This is a genomic window from Zeaxanthinibacter enoshimensis (genome assembly GCF_004362865.1).
GTDB lineage: Bacteria > Bacteroidota > Bacteroidia > Flavobacteriales > Flavobacteriaceae > Zeaxanthinibacter > Zeaxanthinibacter enoshimensis.
The window spans coordinates 1055271-1071846 of sequence record NZ_SNYI01000002.1 but is presented as its reverse complement, the minus strand read 5'-3'; the positions used below and the strand labels follow the sequence as shown (position 1 = coordinate 1071846).

The 16576-nt window shown below is 46.2% G+C and carries 19 protein-coding genes; 4 read left to right on the top strand and 15 right to left on the bottom strand.

Annotated features, from left to right (window positions below):
* Positions 1–68: 68 nt before the first annotated feature.
* The 7 genes from CLV82_RS10910 to CLV82_RS10880 form a co-directional block, all read right to left on the bottom strand.
* Positions 69–1079: a glycosyltransferase gene (locus CLV82_RS10910; RefSeq protein WP_133644329.1), complete on the bottom strand. Its 1011-nt coding sequence runs from the start codon at positions 1077–1079 to the stop codon at positions 69–71.
* A gap of 5 nt (positions 1080–1084) precedes the next feature.
* Positions 1085–1717, bottom strand: a complete 633-nt coding sequence (locus CLV82_RS10905) for an SGNH/GDSL hydrolase family protein (RefSeq protein ID WP_317128287.1) — start codon at positions 1715–1717, stop codon at positions 1085–1087.
* Between the two features lie 123 nt (positions 1718–1840).
* Entirely contained in the window at positions 1841–2320 is a 480-nt protein-coding gene (locus CLV82_RS10900) for a hypothetical protein (RefSeq protein WP_133644327.1), read from the bottom strand.
* Entirely contained in the window at positions 2320–3489 is a 1170-nt protein-coding gene (locus CLV82_RS10895; protein ID WP_208107978.1) for a Gfo/Idh/MocA family protein, read from the bottom strand. Before CLV82_RS10895 ends, CLV82_RS10900 begins: the two co-directional genes overlap by 1 nt.
* A 29-nt stretch (positions 3490–3518) precedes the next feature.
* Positions 3519–5012, bottom strand: coding sequence for a S10 family peptidase (locus CLV82_RS10890; protein WP_133644326.1), 1494 nt, complete (start codon positions 5010–5012; stop codon positions 3519–3521).
* A 102-nt stretch (positions 5013–5114) separates the two neighbouring features.
* Positions 5115–5909, bottom strand: a complete 795-nt coding sequence (locus CLV82_RS10885; protein ID WP_133644325.1) for a TIGR02757 family protein — start codon at positions 5907–5909, stop codon at positions 5115–5117.
* A 42-nt stretch (positions 5910–5951) separates the two neighbouring features.
* Entirely contained in the window at positions 5952–6614 is a 663-nt protein-coding gene (locus CLV82_RS10880; RefSeq protein ID WP_133644324.1) for an ABC transporter ATP-binding protein, read from the bottom strand.
* 214 nt (positions 6615–6828) lie between these two features.
* Between CLV82_RS10880 and folE the strand changes: the two genes are divergently transcribed.
* Genes folE through CLV82_RS10865 form a run of 3 tightly spaced genes read left to right on the top strand, consistent with a single transcriptional unit; the run spans position 6829 to position 8661 of the window.
* A complete protein-coding gene (folE, locus tag CLV82_RS10875) occupies positions 6829–7428 on the top strand; it encodes a GTP cyclohydrolase I FolE (protein ID WP_133644527.1) in 600 nt (199 codons plus the stop codon).
* Between the two features lie 45 nt (positions 7429–7473).
* The gene (locus CLV82_RS10870; RefSeq protein WP_317128286.1) at positions 7474–7761 is read left to right on the top strand and encodes a hypothetical protein; all 288 of its coding nucleotides are present in this window, start codon (positions 7474–7476) and stop codon (positions 7759–7761) included.
* 15 nt (positions 7762–7776) lie between these two features.
* On the top strand, positions 7777–8661 hold the full coding sequence (locus tag CLV82_RS10865; RefSeq protein ID WP_133644322.1) for a sterol desaturase family protein: 885 nt from the start codon (positions 7777–7779) through the stop codon (positions 8659–8661).
* On the opposite strand, the gene CLV82_RS10860 is transcribed toward CLV82_RS10865, so the two are convergent.
* From CLV82_RS10860 to CLV82_RS10825, 8 genes are all read right to left on the bottom strand, one after another.
* On the bottom strand, positions 8658–10916 hold the full coding sequence (locus CLV82_RS10860; protein ID WP_133644321.1) for a TonB-dependent receptor: 2259 nt from the start codon (positions 10914–10916) through the stop codon (positions 8658–8660). The genes CLV82_RS10865 and CLV82_RS10860 overlap by 4 nt on opposite strands.
* A 45-nt stretch (positions 10917–10961) precedes the next feature.
* Positions 10962–11282, bottom strand: coding sequence for a hypothetical protein (locus tag CLV82_RS10855; RefSeq protein ID WP_133644320.1), 321 nt, complete (start codon positions 11280–11282; stop codon positions 10962–10964).
* Positions 11283–11319: 37 nt separating this feature from the next.
* Entirely contained in the window at positions 11320–11637 is a 318-nt protein-coding gene (locus CLV82_RS10850) for a DUF6787 family protein (protein WP_133644319.1), read from the bottom strand.
* A 32-nt stretch (positions 11638–11669) separates the two neighbouring features.
* Entirely contained in the window at positions 11670–12125 is a 456-nt protein-coding gene (locus CLV82_RS10845) for a DUF6146 family protein (RefSeq protein ID WP_133644318.1), read from the bottom strand.
* Positions 12126–12212: 87 nt separating this feature from the next.
* Entirely contained in the window at positions 12213–12848 is a 636-nt protein-coding gene (locus tag CLV82_RS10840) for a DUF937 domain-containing protein (RefSeq protein ID WP_133644317.1), read from the bottom strand.
* A 35-nt stretch (positions 12849–12883) separates the two neighbouring features.
* Complete coding sequence (locus CLV82_RS10835; protein WP_133644316.1) at positions 12884–13837, bottom strand: D-2-hydroxyacid dehydrogenase; 954 nt, start codon at positions 13835–13837, stop codon at positions 12884–12886.
* A 25-nt stretch (positions 13838–13862) separates the two neighbouring features.
* Positions 13863–14927 (bottom strand): 3-phosphoserine/phosphohydroxythreonine transaminase, encoded by a 1065-nt coding sequence (gene serC, locus CLV82_RS10830; protein WP_133644315.1) that lies wholly within the window; start codon positions 14925–14927, stop codon positions 13863–13865.
* Between the two features lie 62 nt (positions 14928–14989).
* Positions 14990–16057 carry an acyl-CoA reductase gene (locus CLV82_RS10825; RefSeq protein WP_133644314.1) on the bottom strand — a complete coding sequence of 356 codons (1068 nt, stop codon included), beginning with the start codon at positions 16055–16057 and terminating at the stop codon, positions 14990–14992.
* A 168-nt stretch (positions 16058–16225) separates the two neighbouring features.
* Here CLV82_RS10825 and CLV82_RS10820 point away from each other — a divergent pair, with 168 nt between their 5' ends.
* Complete coding sequence (locus CLV82_RS10820) at positions 16226–16576, top strand: 4Fe-4S dicluster domain-containing protein (protein WP_133644313.1); 351 nt, start codon at positions 16226–16228, stop codon at positions 16574–16576.

The following is a 16576-nucleotide window of genomic DNA, read 5'->3' as shown; positions in this document are numbered from 1 at the left end:
GGAATTTTGGCACAGGGGAAACAGTAAAGAACAACGGCTTAAATTTACTATCTCAGCGGGGTTGGGTGTCAGCAGAAAAAAAAATAATCGTGCATGAGATGCTGTTGTAATCCGTCCAGGAATTTGCGGATCTCTGACTGGGCTTTACTATTGGCTACGGTAACGATACTCTGAGGTCGTGAGAGGTCTTTTAAATGCTTGTAATGCCGCAGGGGAATTCCGTAAATACGCTTTCCTATCTTATTCGGGTTATCGCACAACCAATGAAAGGAAATTTTATTCTTCTTCAGCAACCTGGCCACTTTTTTCCCTTTCTGGCCTGCGCCCCAAACCGCCAGGTCCCTTGTCTTGTCGTGATCCAGTTGCAGGAAATAGTGGGTCTTGATCTCCAGGAAATAATTAAGAGCGTACCTGGGATCTGTCCTTGAGGTGCGGGTGTCATAGTCCCTCCATTGATGGAGAACCTCCAGGCATGGGATTACTTCTAATTTTTGCCGGTAGAACCGGAATGTCAGGTCATAATCTTCCGGGTACCTGTTTTCGTTAAATGCTCCGCAGGCATCAAGGTCTTGTCGGAATACCATCCAGCAGGGGGAAGGGATAGCACATTCTTTATAGATTTCCTGGTAATTATTTCCTTCGGCGGTCAGCTTGTTCAGCCATTTCTCGTAACGCGCATACCCATTACTGATCCCCCGGGAAGAAAAATAGCGTACCTGCCCGGTCGCCAGGTGTCCGGGACCTTCAGATCTCAGCATGCTCACCATGCTCTGCAGTTTATGCAACGGCATCAGGTCATCAGAGTCCATCCGGGTTACCAATATACCTTCAGCCTTATTGTAAGCAGTCCTCAGGGCGTGTATTATCCCCATTCCCTTGTTCTTAAGCAGCTTTATCCTGGGATCTTTATCACTGTATTCCCCGACGATCGATGCTGAGGAATCTGACGAATGATCATCAACCGCGAGGAGTTCCCAATTCTCGTATTCCTGCGAAATGACAGATTCTATACATGCCGGCAAATAAGGTGCCGTGTTCCTGAAAGGCATCAGGATGGATACCAGGGCCGATCGTGACATGGAATTTAGGTTTGGGCGAGTGCTTTTTTGATGGCAGTTTTGACCAGGGGAACCATGATCTCGTAACCTGCCCGGGTAGGGTGTACCCCGTCGGTTGCCAAGGTCTTGTCCATCCCGTTTTTACTGTTGGCCAATGCCCGGAAATAATCCAGGTAAATAAAATTATTTGCCGCAGCGTAATCCTTTATCATAGTATTTAAAGCGGGAATCTTTTCATTAGGTCTCAAGCCCGGTCGCCAGGGATAGTCTTCGGCAGGTAGCACAGATGACAGTACCACCGCGATCCCGTTAGCCCGAGCAAGTTCGGCCATGGATGCTATGTTGTCCATGATCATTTTAAGCGAGGAAGGTCCTGTATTCCCGGCAATATCGTTGGTTCCTGCAAGAATCACCACCACTTTAGGTTGCAGGTCGATCACGTCCTGCCTGAAACGGATCAGCATCTGGGGCGTGGTCTGCCCGCCGATTCCCCGGTTGACATAAGGGTTGTTCTCAAAGAATTCGGGCATGGCATGCTGCCAGCCTATGGTAATGGAATTCCCCATAAAAACCACCCGGTTCTCGTTGTCTTTCAACGCTGGTAGATCTGAGTTGGCCTCCCTGAAATGCTCCAATTGTGCCCAGTCTTGTGCCTGCATATTTTCCATGGTTAATAGGGTGCAAGATAGCACTGCGGTAAGAAGTAGCAATTTCATCCGGTGAATATTAAGTACATCTAAAGATAATCAGATTATCCGTATCCGGACGAAACAGCTGGTTGGCTATTCCAATAAACGGAGTTCCTCCGTGGTCAAAGGCAAGGCTTCTTTTAATTTCTTAACTGTAGGTTTCCTGGAATACATATAGAGGATCAGGAATGCTGCGATAGCCAGGTGCAGGACAAAGCCGTCGTATAAATAGGCGAGCAGGGCGCATAGGGCAGGGATCTCCAGGCAGGTGTACTGCAGGTAAGAAGCCGACTGGAAGCGTGTAAGTTTCTGGGATAAGGGGTGATGGGGCCTGACAGAGACCAGGAGCTTCCGGTAGACCCACTGGCTGCCAAAATAACCAGCCAAGCCAAGTACCGGCACCAGGTATATCGCCATACTGCCACCGCTCATGGCATCCAGTCTTAGGTTTTCCTGGATAAAATAGGTAAACACGGCAAAGGCAAACATTCCGAACACCAGGATGAGATGAACCAGCTGTAAGGTTTTGAAAATTTTCCGTGGGTCTCTTAATTGTTCGTTGCCGTGTTGCATTATTCTTCTGTAAAAAATTCGCTCCAGTATATAGTCTCTCCCCGGGCTGCAGATGCTTTGGCAGCTTCCAGGATCTGCATCACGAGCAGGTTATTCTCCAGGCTGCTCAGGTCAAATTCAGGGAGTTGATAATCTTCCAGGACCACTTTGGCCAAAAGGGAAAAAGGGTCATCACTTCCTTGGGGCAGGGGTTGAGGCTGCAATAATTGTTCAGGCTTGTCGCCCGCCTTCCTGCTGATCACGGTCTTACCATCCGGGCAGCGGAGGGAGCCTAGTGTGCCGTAGATTTCCATATCTTTCACTGCATGTGGCCAATTCCAGGAGGCCTGTATGATCACCTGGATATCCGGGTAGGTCAGGACAATAGTTGCTTCATCTTCCACATCCGGATATTTCTCCGGTTTAAACTGCTGGGTAGTACAACTTACAGAAAGCGGTGCCTCCCCATTTAACAACCAGGTAGTGATATTCGCCCCGTAACAACCAAAATCGGTAAGCGCACCACCGCCATTCAGCACCGGGTCTGTCAACCACTCCAGGAATTCCTTGTTTACGCCGATCTCCTCAGGTCCCTGGTGTCCCGTATGAAAGACGATCTTTCTTGGAATACCAACGCTTCCTGATCCCTGAAGCAGGGTATAAGCGGTATGGGTACTCGGGTACCAACTGGTTTCATAATTGGTCAGCAGGGCTATCTGGTGTTTGTTCGCCAGGCGTGCCATTTCTTCAGCGTGTTCAAAATTAACTGCCAACGGTTTCTCTACCATCACATGGATGCCTTTTGGTGCACAGTACTTTACAGTTTCCAGGTGGTCGTAGATAGTGTTGAAGGCTGTAACCGCCTGGGGCTCTGTTGCAGTTACCATTTCTTCGAGGGTATCATAGACCAGGTCCATACTATAACCGTGTTGTGCAGCGTATTTTTCTGCCAGTTCCCGGTTCGGCTCCACGATCCCTACAATGGTAATATCTCCTTTATCCTCCCGTCCCAGGATCCAGTGCACGTGCGTATGCACCAATCCCACTACACCTACCCGCAACGGACCATCTTTCCCTGGACTGTCAGCCATGGAATTGGTTTTATCGTTATGAGCAGGCTGACTATAGCCTATCATTATCGCTAAAAGTGAAAGCAGGAGGAATATCCCCCTGCTTTTGCTGTGTCCCATGAGGACCATATTGTTATTAAAAGGAGTCATTAATATTTCGCTGGTTTACCCTGGGTGCTGGTACGTATGATAAAATCACGGATATCATCATTGGCTTTTTTAAGATCTTCCCTTCTCAGGTACATCATATGACCACTCCTGTAACCTTTAAATTCAAATCGATCTTTCATCTTTCCGCTAGGATCTACCTGCCACATGGTATATTTGGCATTAAAATAGGTAGTTGCCCCATCGTAGTAACCGGATTGAATAAGGACATTCAGGTAAGGGTTTTGCGCCATTGCCTGCCTCAGGTTATCCCTCGTATTGTCATCATCATTATTCCAGGGTCTTACCGGTCCGAACATATTGTACTTGATATCAGTCTTAAAATTAAGCTCTTCCTGCAGGTAATAATTAATAGCAGGGGTAAAGCTATGGAGCCAGGAGGTTAGTTCGGCCGAATAATCCGGTCTGGTACCCGCCAACTCACGGTCTATACCGAGGTACCTGCTGTCCAGCCTTCCCAAAGTATATCCACTTTTATCTCTTAACAGTGATTTCCAGAAGTAAGCGGTAGGCACGTCCAGGTTCAGGCTGAGGATCTCTTTCTTACTCAGGCCGGAATAATAGGACATCTTTTCCGCAACTGCCTGGCGTTCCTCATCAGGAATAAACCCACCTTTTGCAAGTGCAGGGATCAGGGTGTTGATGGTGTATTCCTCAGATTCAGGTAAGATCTCCAGCAGGTCCTTCTGCTGCAATTCCGGGGATAAAGCTTTCTGGTACCAGGCTGCAGCTGTATAATAGGGCAGGTTAAGGGCACTGCTGACCGGGCCGCCCACCCGTATTACTTTGTAATCTGCCGGGGAGACCATTATCACCCCGTTCAGGTACATCCACTGCTGGTTCTGCAAGGCCAGGGATAATCCCATAACCCGTGTACCGCCGTAACTTTCTCCTACGATGTACTTAGGAGATCTCCATCGGTTATTCCTGGTCACGAAGGTATTTAACCATTCTGCCAGGTATTCAATATCGGCATTGATCCCGAAGAATTTTTCCCGATCCACTTCTTTCCCTGTTTCAGGGATGGTCCTGGAATATCCTGTATTCGCCGGGTTGACATACACAATATCGGTAACATCGAGAACAGAGTAAGGGTTCTCTTTAACACCGTAGGGTTGTACGGGATAACCTTCATCGTCTATTTTCAGTACCCTCGGACCGGTATAAGCCAGGTGCATCCATACACTTCCCGACCCCGGACCTCCGTTGAAAGAAATGAGGAGTGGTCGTGATGCACGATCAGAGACATTATCCCTGGTATAATAAGTATAATGCAGGGAAGCTATGGGTTCACCTTTTTCGTCCCATACAGGTTGCGTACCTGTTTTGGCGGTATAGTTAAAAGAGGTCCCGTTAACGGTTACACTGTGTTTGGTGGTAACTACGGTATCAATGGGTAGTTTCCGGTTCTGGGCAGTCAACAGTCCTATACAGAAAAACAGGACTGCAAAAGGGGTAAAATTCTTTTTTATCATGGTATGTTTTGGATTAGTCCGCCTAAAATAATGAAATAATCCGTGGCAACCGATTCTTGTTTAAGCTCCCTTTGAGGGATACAGTATAAAATGAAACAGACCTCAGGATCTGCTTTTTGCAGCCTGCTCTTTACCCCATCCTTCAAAAACACCTAGTCCAAATAAGGCGAAGTCATATTTTACCGGGTCTGCAGGGTCCCAGCTCCTGAGGTGTGCATCCAGTTCGGCCAAGGCTTTGGCATCGTTCTGTTTTCTGTGGATGAGTCCCAGTTGCCGGGCAACATTGCCGGTATGTACGTCAAGGGGGCAGGAGAGGGCAGAGGCTTTTACACTGTCCCAGATCCCAAAGTCTACGCCACAGTGGTCCTTTCTTACCATCCAGCGCAGGTACATATTAAGTCGCTTTGCAGATGACCCTTTAAGGGGATCCGATATGTGTTTCGTGGTCCTGGGTTCGTGTGGGATCTCGAAGAATTTTTCTTTAAGTACACTGATAGCGGGCTGTAGTGATTCCCCGGTTGCATGATCCCGGAAAATACCCTCTAATCCGTCATAATGGGTGTATATATGATGGAGTCCACGGACAAAGGTGCGGAAATCCGTGGTATTAAAGGTGCGGTGAACAAAAGGCTCCAGGCGATCAAGGTCTGATTCCTGGTGTGCCCGGACAAATTCAAAGGGGGCATTATCCATCAGTTCCATCATCCTGTAAGCATTATTGATGATGCTCTTCCGGTTGCCCCAGGCTATGGTTGCGGTTAAAAAAGCACTGATCTCTATATCTTCTTTTGATGAATAGCTACGGGGGATCCGGATGGGATCGTCCTGTACGAATTTCGGGTGGTTGTACTGTTCCACCTTGGCATCCATAAAATCTTTGAGTTCCTTCTTTGTCATAGGGAATGCAAAGATAGGGATAGGTACAGAAACAAGGACGGGCTAACCCGTTATCAGGCCGTCGACCATTGTAAGCGTTCTGTCTGCCATAGCTGCCAATTCCTCGTTATGGGTAACGATGACAAAGGTCTGGCCGAATTCGTCCCTCAACCGAAAAAACAGCTGGTGTAATTTATCTGCACTGTCGCTGTCCAGGTTTCCACTAGGTTCGTCAGCAAGGATGACGGCGGGATTATTGATCAGGGCGCGTGCCACAGCAACACGCTGCTGTTCACCCCCCGAAAGTTCAGAAGGTTTATGGTGCACCCGGTGGGTTAATCCCAGGAACTCCAGTAATTCCATCGCTCTCTTCTCAGCATCTGCCTTAGCAGTTTTCCTGATCAATGCCGGAATGAGTATATTTTCCAAAGCTGTAAATTCGGGTAACAGCTGGTGGAATTGAAAAATAAAACCAATATTCTCGTTCCTGAACCGTGCCAATTCCTTTTCACTCAGCGAGGTGATGTCGACATCATTGATCAACAGCTGGCCATCCTTGCGGTTACTCTGGGTGTCCAGGGTACCTAGGATCTGTAACAAGGTAGTCTTTCCTGCACCCGAAGCCCCTACTACGGAGACTACTTCCTTCTTTTTTATATGTAAGTTCACCCCTTTAAGGACCTGGAGATCACCATAGTATTTTTCAATATTGGAAGCCTTGATCATGCTTGTCTTTTAGGGGCATGAAAGTAATCATTACCCCTAATACTACAAAATGTTATTGGAGCAAGGCTATCTGTTAAAAAGCTGTAATTTTGCCGGGTGTGCTGTTTATCTTACCAAGGAAACGTTAAATAAAATTGTGCGTGCTGACTAGTACGTACATTTGTTTAACGAATCGAAGAAAAGTATAAACATGACAGAAACTGAGATTTTGACCATGGGACCATACAGAAGTTTAGAAGAGTATAATATAGAACTGACCAACGAAGTCAGGAGTCATTTTCAACAGATCATCACAGACCTGGGGGAAGATGTGGACAGGGAAGGACTGATAAAGACCCCGGAGCGCGCAGCCAAGGCGATGATGTTCCTGACCCAGGGGTACAAGCAGGACGCCGAAGAGATCCTCAGAAGCGCAATGTTTGCCGAAGATTATGACGATATGGTCATTATCAAGGACATAGAATTATATTCTTTATGCGAGCACCACATGCTGCCCTTCTTCGGGAAAGCACATATTGCTTACATACCTAACGGACATATTGTCGGGCTGAGTAAGGTTCCCAGGATTGTCGATGTTTTCGCCAGGAGGCTGCAGGTACAGGAAAGACTTACACATGATATCCTGGAATGTATCAATAATACCCTGCAACCTAAAGGAGTTGCGGTAGTTATTGAGGCTTCCCATATGTGTATGATGATGAGGGGAGTACAAAAACAGAATTCGGTCACCACAACCTCTGGCTTCCGTGGTCAATTTCAGAAAATTGAAACCAGGAATGAATTCCTGAAACTTATCAGCTCTGACCTGTCATAATTTCTTTGGCATCTTTATTGCTAAATTTGTTTCAAAGCAATGAGTATGCCTGCAAATCAAAAAAAGAAACACCTAATCCTGGGTATAGTACTGGACCTGGTGGGGATGGCAAGTTTTTTTATCCCCGGAATAGGGATGTTCCTGGATATTATCTGGGCTCCCATCGCGGCCTGGTTTATGACCCGGATGTACAAGGGCCAGGCCGGTAAGACTGCTGGGGTGGTTACCTTTATTGAAGAGATCTTACCGGGAATGGATGTAGTCCCGACCTTCACCCTGATGTGGATCTATACTTATGTCATCCGTAAGCAGAAAACGGTAGAAGCACTCTAGATTCAGAAGCAGATCATGTTAGAATATTTCCAAGCTTTTTACGATGCCTTCCTTGGCAACCTGAACTGGACATGGAAGTCTGTGCTTTTCCGTGTGCCCTGGTATACGAATTATTTCTGGGGCCTTATCCTCATTTCATTGCTGGTGTGGGCCGGCGAGATATTTTTTCCCTGGAGGAAGAACCAGTCGATTTTTCGCAAGGACTTCTGGCTGGATGCCTTTTACATGTTCTTTAATTTCTTTGTTTTCGCTATTGCGATCGGCGGCATCTACAGCATGATCGAAGTAGCGGCGGGAGACCTTGGAATTTCCTTACAGAGTATTGCCCTTATTCCCATTAACGAACTCCCGGTATGGGCCCAATTGCTGTTGTTTTTCATTATCCTTGATTTTCTACAATGGGTCACCCACATAATGCTGCATCATTACAGTTTCCTGTGGAAGTTCCATCAGATTCACCACAGTGTAAAAGAGATGGGTTTTGCAGCACATTTCCGATTCCACTGGATGGAGAATGTACTGTATAAACCATTGAAAACCCTTGGAATAATGTTATTAGGAGGTTTTGAACCGGAACAGGCTTATATTGTTCATTTTGCTGCTATTGCCATTGGTCACCTGAACCATTCCAATATAAAATTATCTTACGGCCCGCTGAAGTACCTCATCAATAATCCTGTCATGCATCTTTATCACCATGCTTACGAGATTCCGGAGGGCAGGTCAGGGGTTAATTACGGTATCAGCCTGAGTCTTTGGGATTACCTTTTCGGTACTACTTATATACCGGAAAACAGTGGGAACATCCCCCTGGGTTTCCAGGGAGATGATGAAGTTCCAAAAGGTTTTCTGGGGCAATTCTTCTACGGCTTCCGTAAGACCAGGAAATCTGGAGATTAAAGGGTGAGTGTTGCGCCCAGGCTTATATTTCTTCCCATGTTTGCCCATCCATCCGGCTTTATGCGGGAGAGGTGTGCAATGTAATTCTTATCCAGTAAGTTGGTGGCACTTAGCCTTAACTGCAGTACATTTTGTCCTAGATTGAAGGTACTGCCGGCACCCAGGCTCAGCAATGAGTAAGCCGGTGTCTCCGTTTCAAAAGAACTTACACGATCTTGCTGCAGTACAGAATTCAGGGTGATAAATGCGTAGCTCTCACGGGAACGCATCGGTCCTTTGTCAAACTCTACCCGGAGGGTGTTGGTAAAACTATTGGCTGGGATAAGGGGTAATGAGGTGCCGTTATCCAATTCCCCGATCACTGCTTCAAAACTACTTTCCAGGTGAAGCCAGTCCAGGGGGTGGGGGTGGATATGAAGTCCTACCTCACCACCGTACAGTGAGGCATCCTGCTGTTCGTAATTAAATACAGCATCGCCATCACGTAACTCCCCGGTAGGTCTTAGAAATATATAATCTGATACCTGGTTATAGAACCCGTTGGCATACCATTCAAAATGTTCATTCTTATATTCCAGGGCAAGGTCTACCTGTATATTCTTTTCATTGGCGAGGTCTGCATCTCCTATTTCGTAACGGTTGGTACCCTCATGGGTTCCGTTAGAGGTCAGTTCTGCCAGGTTAGGTGCCCTGAACCCACTGGCGAGGTTAACCCGGCCTATCATGGATTCAGAGAGGTCGGTTCTCCATCCCAGTGCAGCATTAAAACTGTTAAACTGCCTGTTCACCGCTTCTATAAACTCTTCCTGTCCGGGCTCGCCGGTTCGCTCACTTTTTAGGGACCTGTGATCATAACGAAGTCCGAACTGCAGATCGTTATTCCTGAGATGCCAGTGTGATGTGGCCAGGACTCCTATATCATTAGTAGTAGCATCCGGAATCAGGATCTCTTCCCCGAAATTACGATTGGTCTGGCTCATCCCTTGTACGCCTATAATGGTCTCAAGAGAGGAAGTCCGGGGAAGCTGGTACTGTAAGTTATAATTGAAAGTACTCAGTTTCATATGCAGAGCTGCTCCCTCTTCTTCCTCCTCCTCCATACCGGGTAATAATTCTTCTTCTTCATGCTCGTGGTCTTCAAATTCTTTCCGGTCATTGAAGATATACCCCAGGGTCATTTTAAGGCTTGAATTTTTGAAGAACGCCTCGGAAACAGAGCTCAGGATATGTTGTCCTATCTCCTGGTTAGGCAGGAGCGGGCTGCGGTCCCCTTGGTCTGCACCTATCCCGGATGGGATCCCGAGTTCGGCCAGGTTATAATTATACCGGAGCGAGGAAATGAACCCTTTTTGCTGGAATCCTATTCCTGTTTTAAGGTCATAAGTTCGGTAACGGCTGTTAGTGACATATAAACCGTCTCCCGTTTCGTAATCATTGTGGCTGTTCAGGGCTGCCCGGACCAGGTATTTCCATGAGTCACCGGAGGCCTTGGTCCCCACATTGGCAGAATATCCCTGGGTGTTCCCGTGATAGGTGGTGCTGGCATCCGTTTCAGAATCCCCGGCATCTGCGAATTTCTCCGGGTTCAGGTATAAGACACCCCCTAGAGCATCGGACCCATAGAGAAGAGAAGCAGGCCCTTTAATAACCTCTACGCTTTCTATTCCTGCATCATCAATGCCCAGCCCATGTTCATCACCAAACTGCTGGTTTTCCAGTCTTATCCCCTGGGTATAAACTAGAACACGATTTGCACTAAGCCCCCGGATAACCGGTTTCCCGATGCCGATCCCGGTAGATACACTTTCTACTCCCGGGATATTGGTTATCCCGTCTGAAAGATTCATGCTCCCCCGGTTGCGTAACTCGGCCATACCTGCCTGCTCTACCTTCATCACGTTCTCGCGTTGTAGTTTATGGAAAGGGGTAGACACGATGACTTCTTCCATTTCAATGGCAGAAGGGGATAGTGTTATCTGCAGCATGTCCGGATGCCCGGGAAAATCTATAGTCGCAGAATATGTTTTAAATCCAATATATGATGCAATAAATTTATAAGACCCGGCTGGCACGTCATTAAAAGAAAACTCACCGTTCTCATCGGTGGTTGTCCCTTTTTCAAGTTGTGGAAAATAAACGGAAACCTGTTCCAGTTCTGTTCCGTCGTTTTTGGCGGTAATTTTACCATTAAGTTGGTATTGTGCTACGGCAATAGAGCCCCATAGCAGGAATGCTATAATTATAGGAAACTTCATAACTAATAAGAATTGATTAATTAAATCTCGAAAATCACTTGTTAATTATGAAAGGGAGGGGGGTGCCCGTAAGGAGAAATACCGGGTTAAGGATTGATATTGATAATGGTAAGTAGAAGGAAATAAGCGGATAGCGATTAATTCGCGGAAAGTCTCAAGTTGGGCCGGCAGCTTGTAGACAAATACGGAAAACTTGAATTTCTGCAATTCACAATCCCATTCAGCCTCGTGGAAATGAAGGGATATCCCATCCTTACAATGAATTTCCTGGTGTTCACGCAGGGAGTGTTCTAATTTCAATACAGAAGGCAGCAGTAAAAAGCCCAGCAGCAGGCAGGCAGTGATCCTGACCACAATTTCGCTCACCTTATATGCTTTTCTCTGTAACACTAAAGAATTAAGATTATTTCAGAATAAAACCGAGGCCCATCCTTTGGAGCATTTTTTTCTCGAAATTCCAGAAGAAACGGAATTGTCCGAACAGCCACCCATAGAGTACCAGTAACACCTGGTAGAATGGAAAAATAAGCAGTAAGCGCAGCGTCCAGTACAAGGTAGAGCTCCACCATGCATCAGGAAAATTAGTTCTTTCCAAGCCTATAAATTCCAAAAAGGGTTTCGCGATGTAGACCGCTGAAGAGCCGGTGATTCCAAATACGATAAAAACCAGTACTAGTTGGAAGTTTGAATGTATCCCCCAACGTTTTTTAAGTTTCTGCATATTTCTTTAAAAGTATCCGGCAAATATAAGGGTTAAATCCTTGGTAAAAAAGGTCCAAGGCGCTGGTTATATTTTCTCTGGAAATAAATAAAGTAATTATAGAGTTTATAATTCACCTCGTAACCATAATCGATATTAGGTTCATAGTTGATCTGCATCTGGTAAAGATTAGGATCAAACTGCATAGGGCTTAAGGCCCGGTTATTCCAGTTAGTTACGTAAATACGGTTCCTGGTCTCGAGGAATGTCTGGCTGTAATACCCTTCCGGCCTGGCAATACTCTGCAGCCAGGTCTGGAAACCAGGTTCAATAATAATGATTTCGTATTCCGTCTCTTCATCCGCTATTTTGAGCGTATCTCCCTCTTCTTGCTGGAAGGCTTTCTTCTCTGCCTCCGTGATGCTTACGGTATCTTTTGTACCTCCACAACTTCCTATGGTGAGGGTGGTTACCAATAGGAGACCCAGTACGTAAAATATGCGTTTCATAATCTTAGTTTCTGCTTTACAATAAGATACAAAAAAACCATTTGGGTTAGCAAATGGTCTTGTTAAAGAGTGTTAAGCCGACTGGCGTTACTTACCGAATAACCCCCTAAGCATACCGCCTATACCGCCATTCTTTTTCTTATTACCCAAAACCATCCCTGCAACATCATCCAGGACACTACCATCGCCATCGGAATCGATCAGGCTCATGAGTAAACTTTGATTCTGTTCCGGCTGGCCTCCCAGCAGTCCACCCAGAAGCGAGTTCATACTTCCTGTATCGCTGACATTATGTTTGGATTTCTGCTTGGCCAGGTATCCCATAACTATTGGAGCCGCAACCTTCAGGATACGGGCTATTGTGTCTGTATCCAGGCCGGATTTCTGGCTCAGTGCTTGTTCAACGGGGGCTTGTTTACTTCCGAATACATGACCCAGAATTCCTGCCCCGTCTTTTAATATATCCTGGTTGACACCTCCTTCAAATAATCCACCCAGGTTATTCAGAATACTGCCGTCGTGTTTATTGCTGTTCAAGGCTTGCATCAGGTTTTTGGCACCTTCTTCGGAAGTAGCATTCTTTTTCATTCCTCCAAGTAGCAGGGGTAATGCCATGCTCAGTACATCAGCTGTTTTATGAGCCGGGGCACCGGTTTCCCGGGAAAGCCCGTCTATCATTTGTCTTCCTTCACTGCTTTGTAGTAATTCTAGAATTCCTGTCATCTGTATGGTGTTAGTTGTTAATCACAATGTGTAATTCAGGCCTGTAATCGCTGCAGGATCTGCTCTGCCAGTTGTTGTCCTATCCTGTCCTGGGCCTCTTCGGTCGCTGCGCCTATATGTGGTGTCAACGAAATATTCGGATGCATCAGGATCCTTATTTCGGGGGATGGTTCGGATTCATAAACATCTAGTCCAGCAAATGAGACCAGGCCTTCTTCCAGTGCTTCTACTAGCGCTACTTCGTCAATAACTCCCCCTCTCGCGGCATTGACAATTCCGATGATCGATCCTGCTTTCTCCAGTTCTTCCTTGCCGATCACGTACTTGTCCTGGGCAGGCAGGTGCAGGGTTAAAAAATCTGACTTTTTTAACACCTCGTCCTTAGAGAGACTTTCCAGGTGGAAAGATACCGATTGCCCGTCAAAGAATGAAACCGTGATGTCTGCCTCTTCAACGTACGGGTCGTGATAGACAACCTGCATCCCCACACCCAGGGCAATCTTCGCCGTAGCCTGTCCTATGCGTCCGAAACCAACGATGCCGAGGGTTTTACCCCGAAGTTCTATGCCTTTTGCGTAGGATTTCTTCAGATTTTTAAAGTTACTGTCTCCCTCCAGCGGCATATCCCTGTTCGCATTGTGGAGAAATCGTACCCCTCCGAAAAGGTGAGCAAAAACCAGTTCGGCCACGGAATCAGAGGAAGCTTCCGGTGTATTGACCACATGTATCCCTTTTTCCCGGGCATAAGTGACATCTATATTATCCATACCGACACCCCCACGCCCTATTAATTTCAGGCTGGGACACTGATCTATCAGCTCTTTGCGTACCTTGGTAGCACTTCGCACCAGCAGTACGTCTATCTTATTCCGGTTGATATAGGAAGCCAGTTGTTCCTGGGCCACCCTGGTGGTGATCACCTCGTATCCTGCCTTTTCTAGAAGGGTGATCCCTGTCGTGGATATTCCGTCGTTAGCAAGTACTTTCATTAGCTTTTTAATTTTATTAATTATATCAGGCTTTACGCTCCAGGTCGCTCATTATATCTACCAAAACCCCCACACTTTCCAGGGAGAGCGCATTATACATAGAGGCGCGGTATCCTCCGACAGAACGGTGGCCATTCAGACCATTGATTCCTGCTTCCTTCCACATTGCATCAAAAGTGTCTTTCAGTTTCTCATCTGCAAGCGTAAAGGTAGCGTTCATATTTGAACGGTCTTCCTTGGCTGCAAAGCCTTTGAACAATGGGTTCAGGTCTATTTCTGAATAGAGCAGCTGTGCCTTTTTTTCATTGACCTCCTTGATTGCAGCTATACCTCCGAGGTCTTTCAACCATTGAAGGGTAAGCATGGATGTATATACAGGAAATACAGGAGGAGTATTGAACATACTGTCCTTGTCTATGTGCACCTTGTAGTCCATCATAGATGGAATTTTCCGGCTGACTTTTCCTAACGCATCTTCTTTGACCACGACCAGGGTAACCCCGGCAGGGCCCATGTTTTTCTGTGCCCCGGCGTAGATCAGATCAAATTGAGAAAAGTCCAATTGACGGGAGAAAATATCAGAACTCATATCACAGATCAAGGGAAGATCTGTCTTCGGGATCTCCTTAAACTGTGTACCATAAATGGTATTATTTGAGGTTATGTGAAGGTAATCCAGGTCTCCTGGTATCTTGTAATCCTTTGGAATAAAATTATAGTTTTTGTCCTTGGATGAGGCAACTTCTACCACCTCGCCAAAGAGGCGGGCTTCTTTGATCGCTTTATCACTCCAGGTACCTGTGTTCAGGTATCCTGCCTTCTTTTCCAGGAAATTATAGGCAACCATAAGGAATTCCATACTGGCACCCCCGTGAAGGAAAAGAGCCTGGTATCCCTTGTCCTTAAGCCCCAGTAATTCCAGTGCAAGTGACCTGGCCTGTTCCATGATATCCACAAATTCCTTACTACGATGAGATATCTCTATCAGGGACAGACCTATATCATCCAGTTCAATTACTGCAGAAGCAGCTTTTTGCATCACCTCCTGGGGCAGAATACAAGGCCCTGCACTAAAATTATGTTTTTTCATAGTAGATTCTATTAACATTTAAAGATCTGAAATTACAGCCAAACAGGGGAATTCCCGTAAAGCTATTTATGCGTTATTTTTAACATGAATTCAACCGTGTCTATCCCGTCGGCATAATCTGAGAGTCCCGGAGACTGAGCCTTACCCAAGGGTAAACCTTCAGCTGTAGAATTGCTTACAATACATTGTATCTGGTCCTTATCCTGCTCCAGTTTAATATTCAATTCCTCCTTGGTCCTGTAACGCTCGTAAAATACCGTACCGATGGGGGAGCTGTAAGAGCTGTCTTCTTTCAGTAAAAGGAAACCATTGTCCAAGATGGGAAATTCACTCATGAGATATACCGCCTTATTGTAATCATAATTATTGGCATACTTGGTATGGTTGAGGACATCGGAATAACATTCGATCGACTCGTAGAATTTATCAAACTGATAATTTTGAGGGACATAGAGCTTGGAAACATTCCTGCACCCCATTCCAAAGTAATCAAATATATCTCTCCCCAGGGCCTTTAACTCTTCTTCACTCTCCGTACCATCCAGGATGGCAACAGAATTCCTGTTTCTACGGATGATGTTGGGTTTACCTCCAAAATAATACTCAAAATACCTTGCGCTGTTGTTACTGCCTGTGGCAATTACTGCATCGTAGTCGGTCAGACGACCATCGGTAAATTCTATCGCATCTTTCAGTGAAGGTTCCGTATCCTCCAGGTATTTGGCAATGAAAGGGAATAAAATTTTGTCTTTGGAAGATAATTTTACCAGCACCGAGTTGCCTGTGATCAAAGCCGAAAGAAAATCGTGAAAACCAACCAGGGGAATGTTCCCTGCCATGATGAGGGCAACCCTTTTAGGTTCACCGTTCGCCCGCGGGTACGCTGCCAGCCAGTCTTGCAGGGATTCTTCTTTCAATGCTTCTCCCCAGTTTTCTATAGCCTGTAACTGGAACTCCTCCGTGAACCACGGGTTCTGTTGAGATGCGAGCGTGATAGCTGTCTGGAATTCCGAGATCCAGCCATCTTTAGAAATTACATGTTCCTTATCCTGTGTTACAGATGATATAAATTCCCTGAAGAATGCTCCAAGTTTAACAAAAGCTTTTAATCTAAGTGAGTGGTCGCCCATTATATTTGTAAGGGATTGGATTAGCATTTACCTTTGTGCAAAAATAGGAAATGCGGGAGAACCAAGAGCCCGCTCTCCCAGGAATAGTGAAGCTATTCTCCGGAGATGTATAAGAATCAGTTTATAAAACCGTTTTGGTTTTATAAACTTTAATGAAAGAAGGAGCTTATGGCAATTATAATAACAGACGAATGCATCAACTGCGGAGCATGTGAACCGGAGTGCCCGAATACCGCTATCTATGAAGGAGCGGACGAGTGGCGCTACAAAGATGGTACATCGCTTTCGGGTAAGGTGGTCTTACCTGATGGGAGCGAAGTGGATGCCGAGGAAGTTCAGGAGCCTATCAGCGACGAAATTTACTACATAGTGCCGGATAAATGTACCGAGTGCCAGGGCTTCCATGAAGAACCCCAGTGTGCTGCCGTTTGTCCCGTGGATTGTTGTGTACCTGATGAAGACCATGTGGAATCTGTGGAGACTTTAATGGCCAAGCAGCGTTTCATGCACCCGGAATAA

What these genes read in the sequence shown, in the direction of transcription:
- CLV82_RS10890 (WP_133644326.1), bottom strand. Translation starts at nt 5,012, where the DNA reads ATGATAAAAAAGAATTTTACCCCTTTTGCAGTCCTGTTTTTCTGTATA.
- CLV82_RS10870 (WP_317128286.1), top strand. Translation starts at nt 7,474, where the DNA reads ATGCCTGCAAATCAAAAAAAGAAACACCTAATCCTGGGTATAGTACTG.
- CLV82_RS10865 (WP_133644322.1), top strand. Translation starts at nt 7,777, where the DNA reads ATGTTAGAATATTTCCAAGCTTTTTACGATGCCTTCCTTGGCAACCTG.
- CLV82_RS10850 (WP_133644319.1), bottom strand. Translation starts at nt 11,637, where the DNA reads ATGCAGAAACTTAAAAAACGTTGGGGGATACATTCAAACTTCCAACTA.
- CLV82_RS10905 (WP_317128287.1), bottom strand. Translation starts at nt 1,717, where the DNA reads ATGCAGGCACAAGACTGGGCACAATTGGAGCATTTCAGGGAGGCCAAC.
- serC (WP_133644315.1), bottom strand. Translation starts at nt 14,927, where the DNA reads ATGAAAAAACATAATTTTAGTGCAGGGCCTTGTATTCTGCCCCAGGAG.
- CLV82_RS10835 (WP_133644316.1), bottom strand. Translation starts at nt 13,837, where the DNA reads ATGAAAGTACTTGCTAACGACGGAATATCCACGACAGGGATCACCCTT.
- CLV82_RS10880 (WP_133644324.1), bottom strand. Translation starts at nt 6,614, where the DNA reads ATGATCAAGGCTTCCAATATTGAAAAATACTATGGTGATCTCCAGGTC.
- CLV82_RS10860 (WP_133644321.1), bottom strand. Translation starts at nt 10,916, where the DNA reads ATGAAGTTTCCTATAATTATAGCATTCCTGCTATGGGGCTCTATTGCC.
- CLV82_RS10820 (WP_133644313.1), top strand. Translation starts at nt 16,226, where the DNA reads ATGGCAATTATAATAACAGACGAATGCATCAACTGCGGAGCATGTGAA.
- CLV82_RS10845 (WP_133644318.1), bottom strand. Translation starts at nt 12,125, where the DNA reads ATGAAACGCATATTTTACGTACTGGGTCTCCTATTGGTAACCACCCTC.
- CLV82_RS10895 (WP_208107978.1), bottom strand. Translation starts at nt 3,489, where the DNA reads ATGGGACACAGCAAAAGCAGGGGGATATTCCTCCTGCTTTCACTTTTA.
- CLV82_RS10910 (WP_133644329.1), bottom strand. Translation starts at nt 1,079, where the DNA reads ATGTCACGATCGGCCCTGGTATCCATCCTGATGCCTTTCAGGAACACG.
- CLV82_RS10840 (WP_133644317.1), bottom strand. Translation starts at nt 12,848, where the DNA reads ATGACAGGAATTCTAGAATTACTACAAAGCAGTGAAGGAAGACAAATG.
- CLV82_RS10885 (WP_133644325.1), bottom strand. Translation starts at nt 5,909, where the DNA reads ATGACAAAGAAGGAACTCAAAGATTTTATGGATGCCAAGGTGGAACAG.
- CLV82_RS10825 (WP_133644314.1), bottom strand. Translation starts at nt 16,057, where the DNA reads ATGGGCGACCACTCACTTAGATTAAAAGCTTTTGTTAAACTTGGAGCA.
- CLV82_RS10900 (WP_133644327.1), bottom strand. Translation starts at nt 2,320, where the DNA reads ATGCAACACGGCAACGAACAATTAAGAGACCCACGGAAAATTTTCAAA.
- folE (WP_133644527.1), top strand. Translation starts at nt 6,829, where the DNA reads ATGGGACCATACAGAAGTTTAGAAGAGTATAATATAGAACTGACCAAC.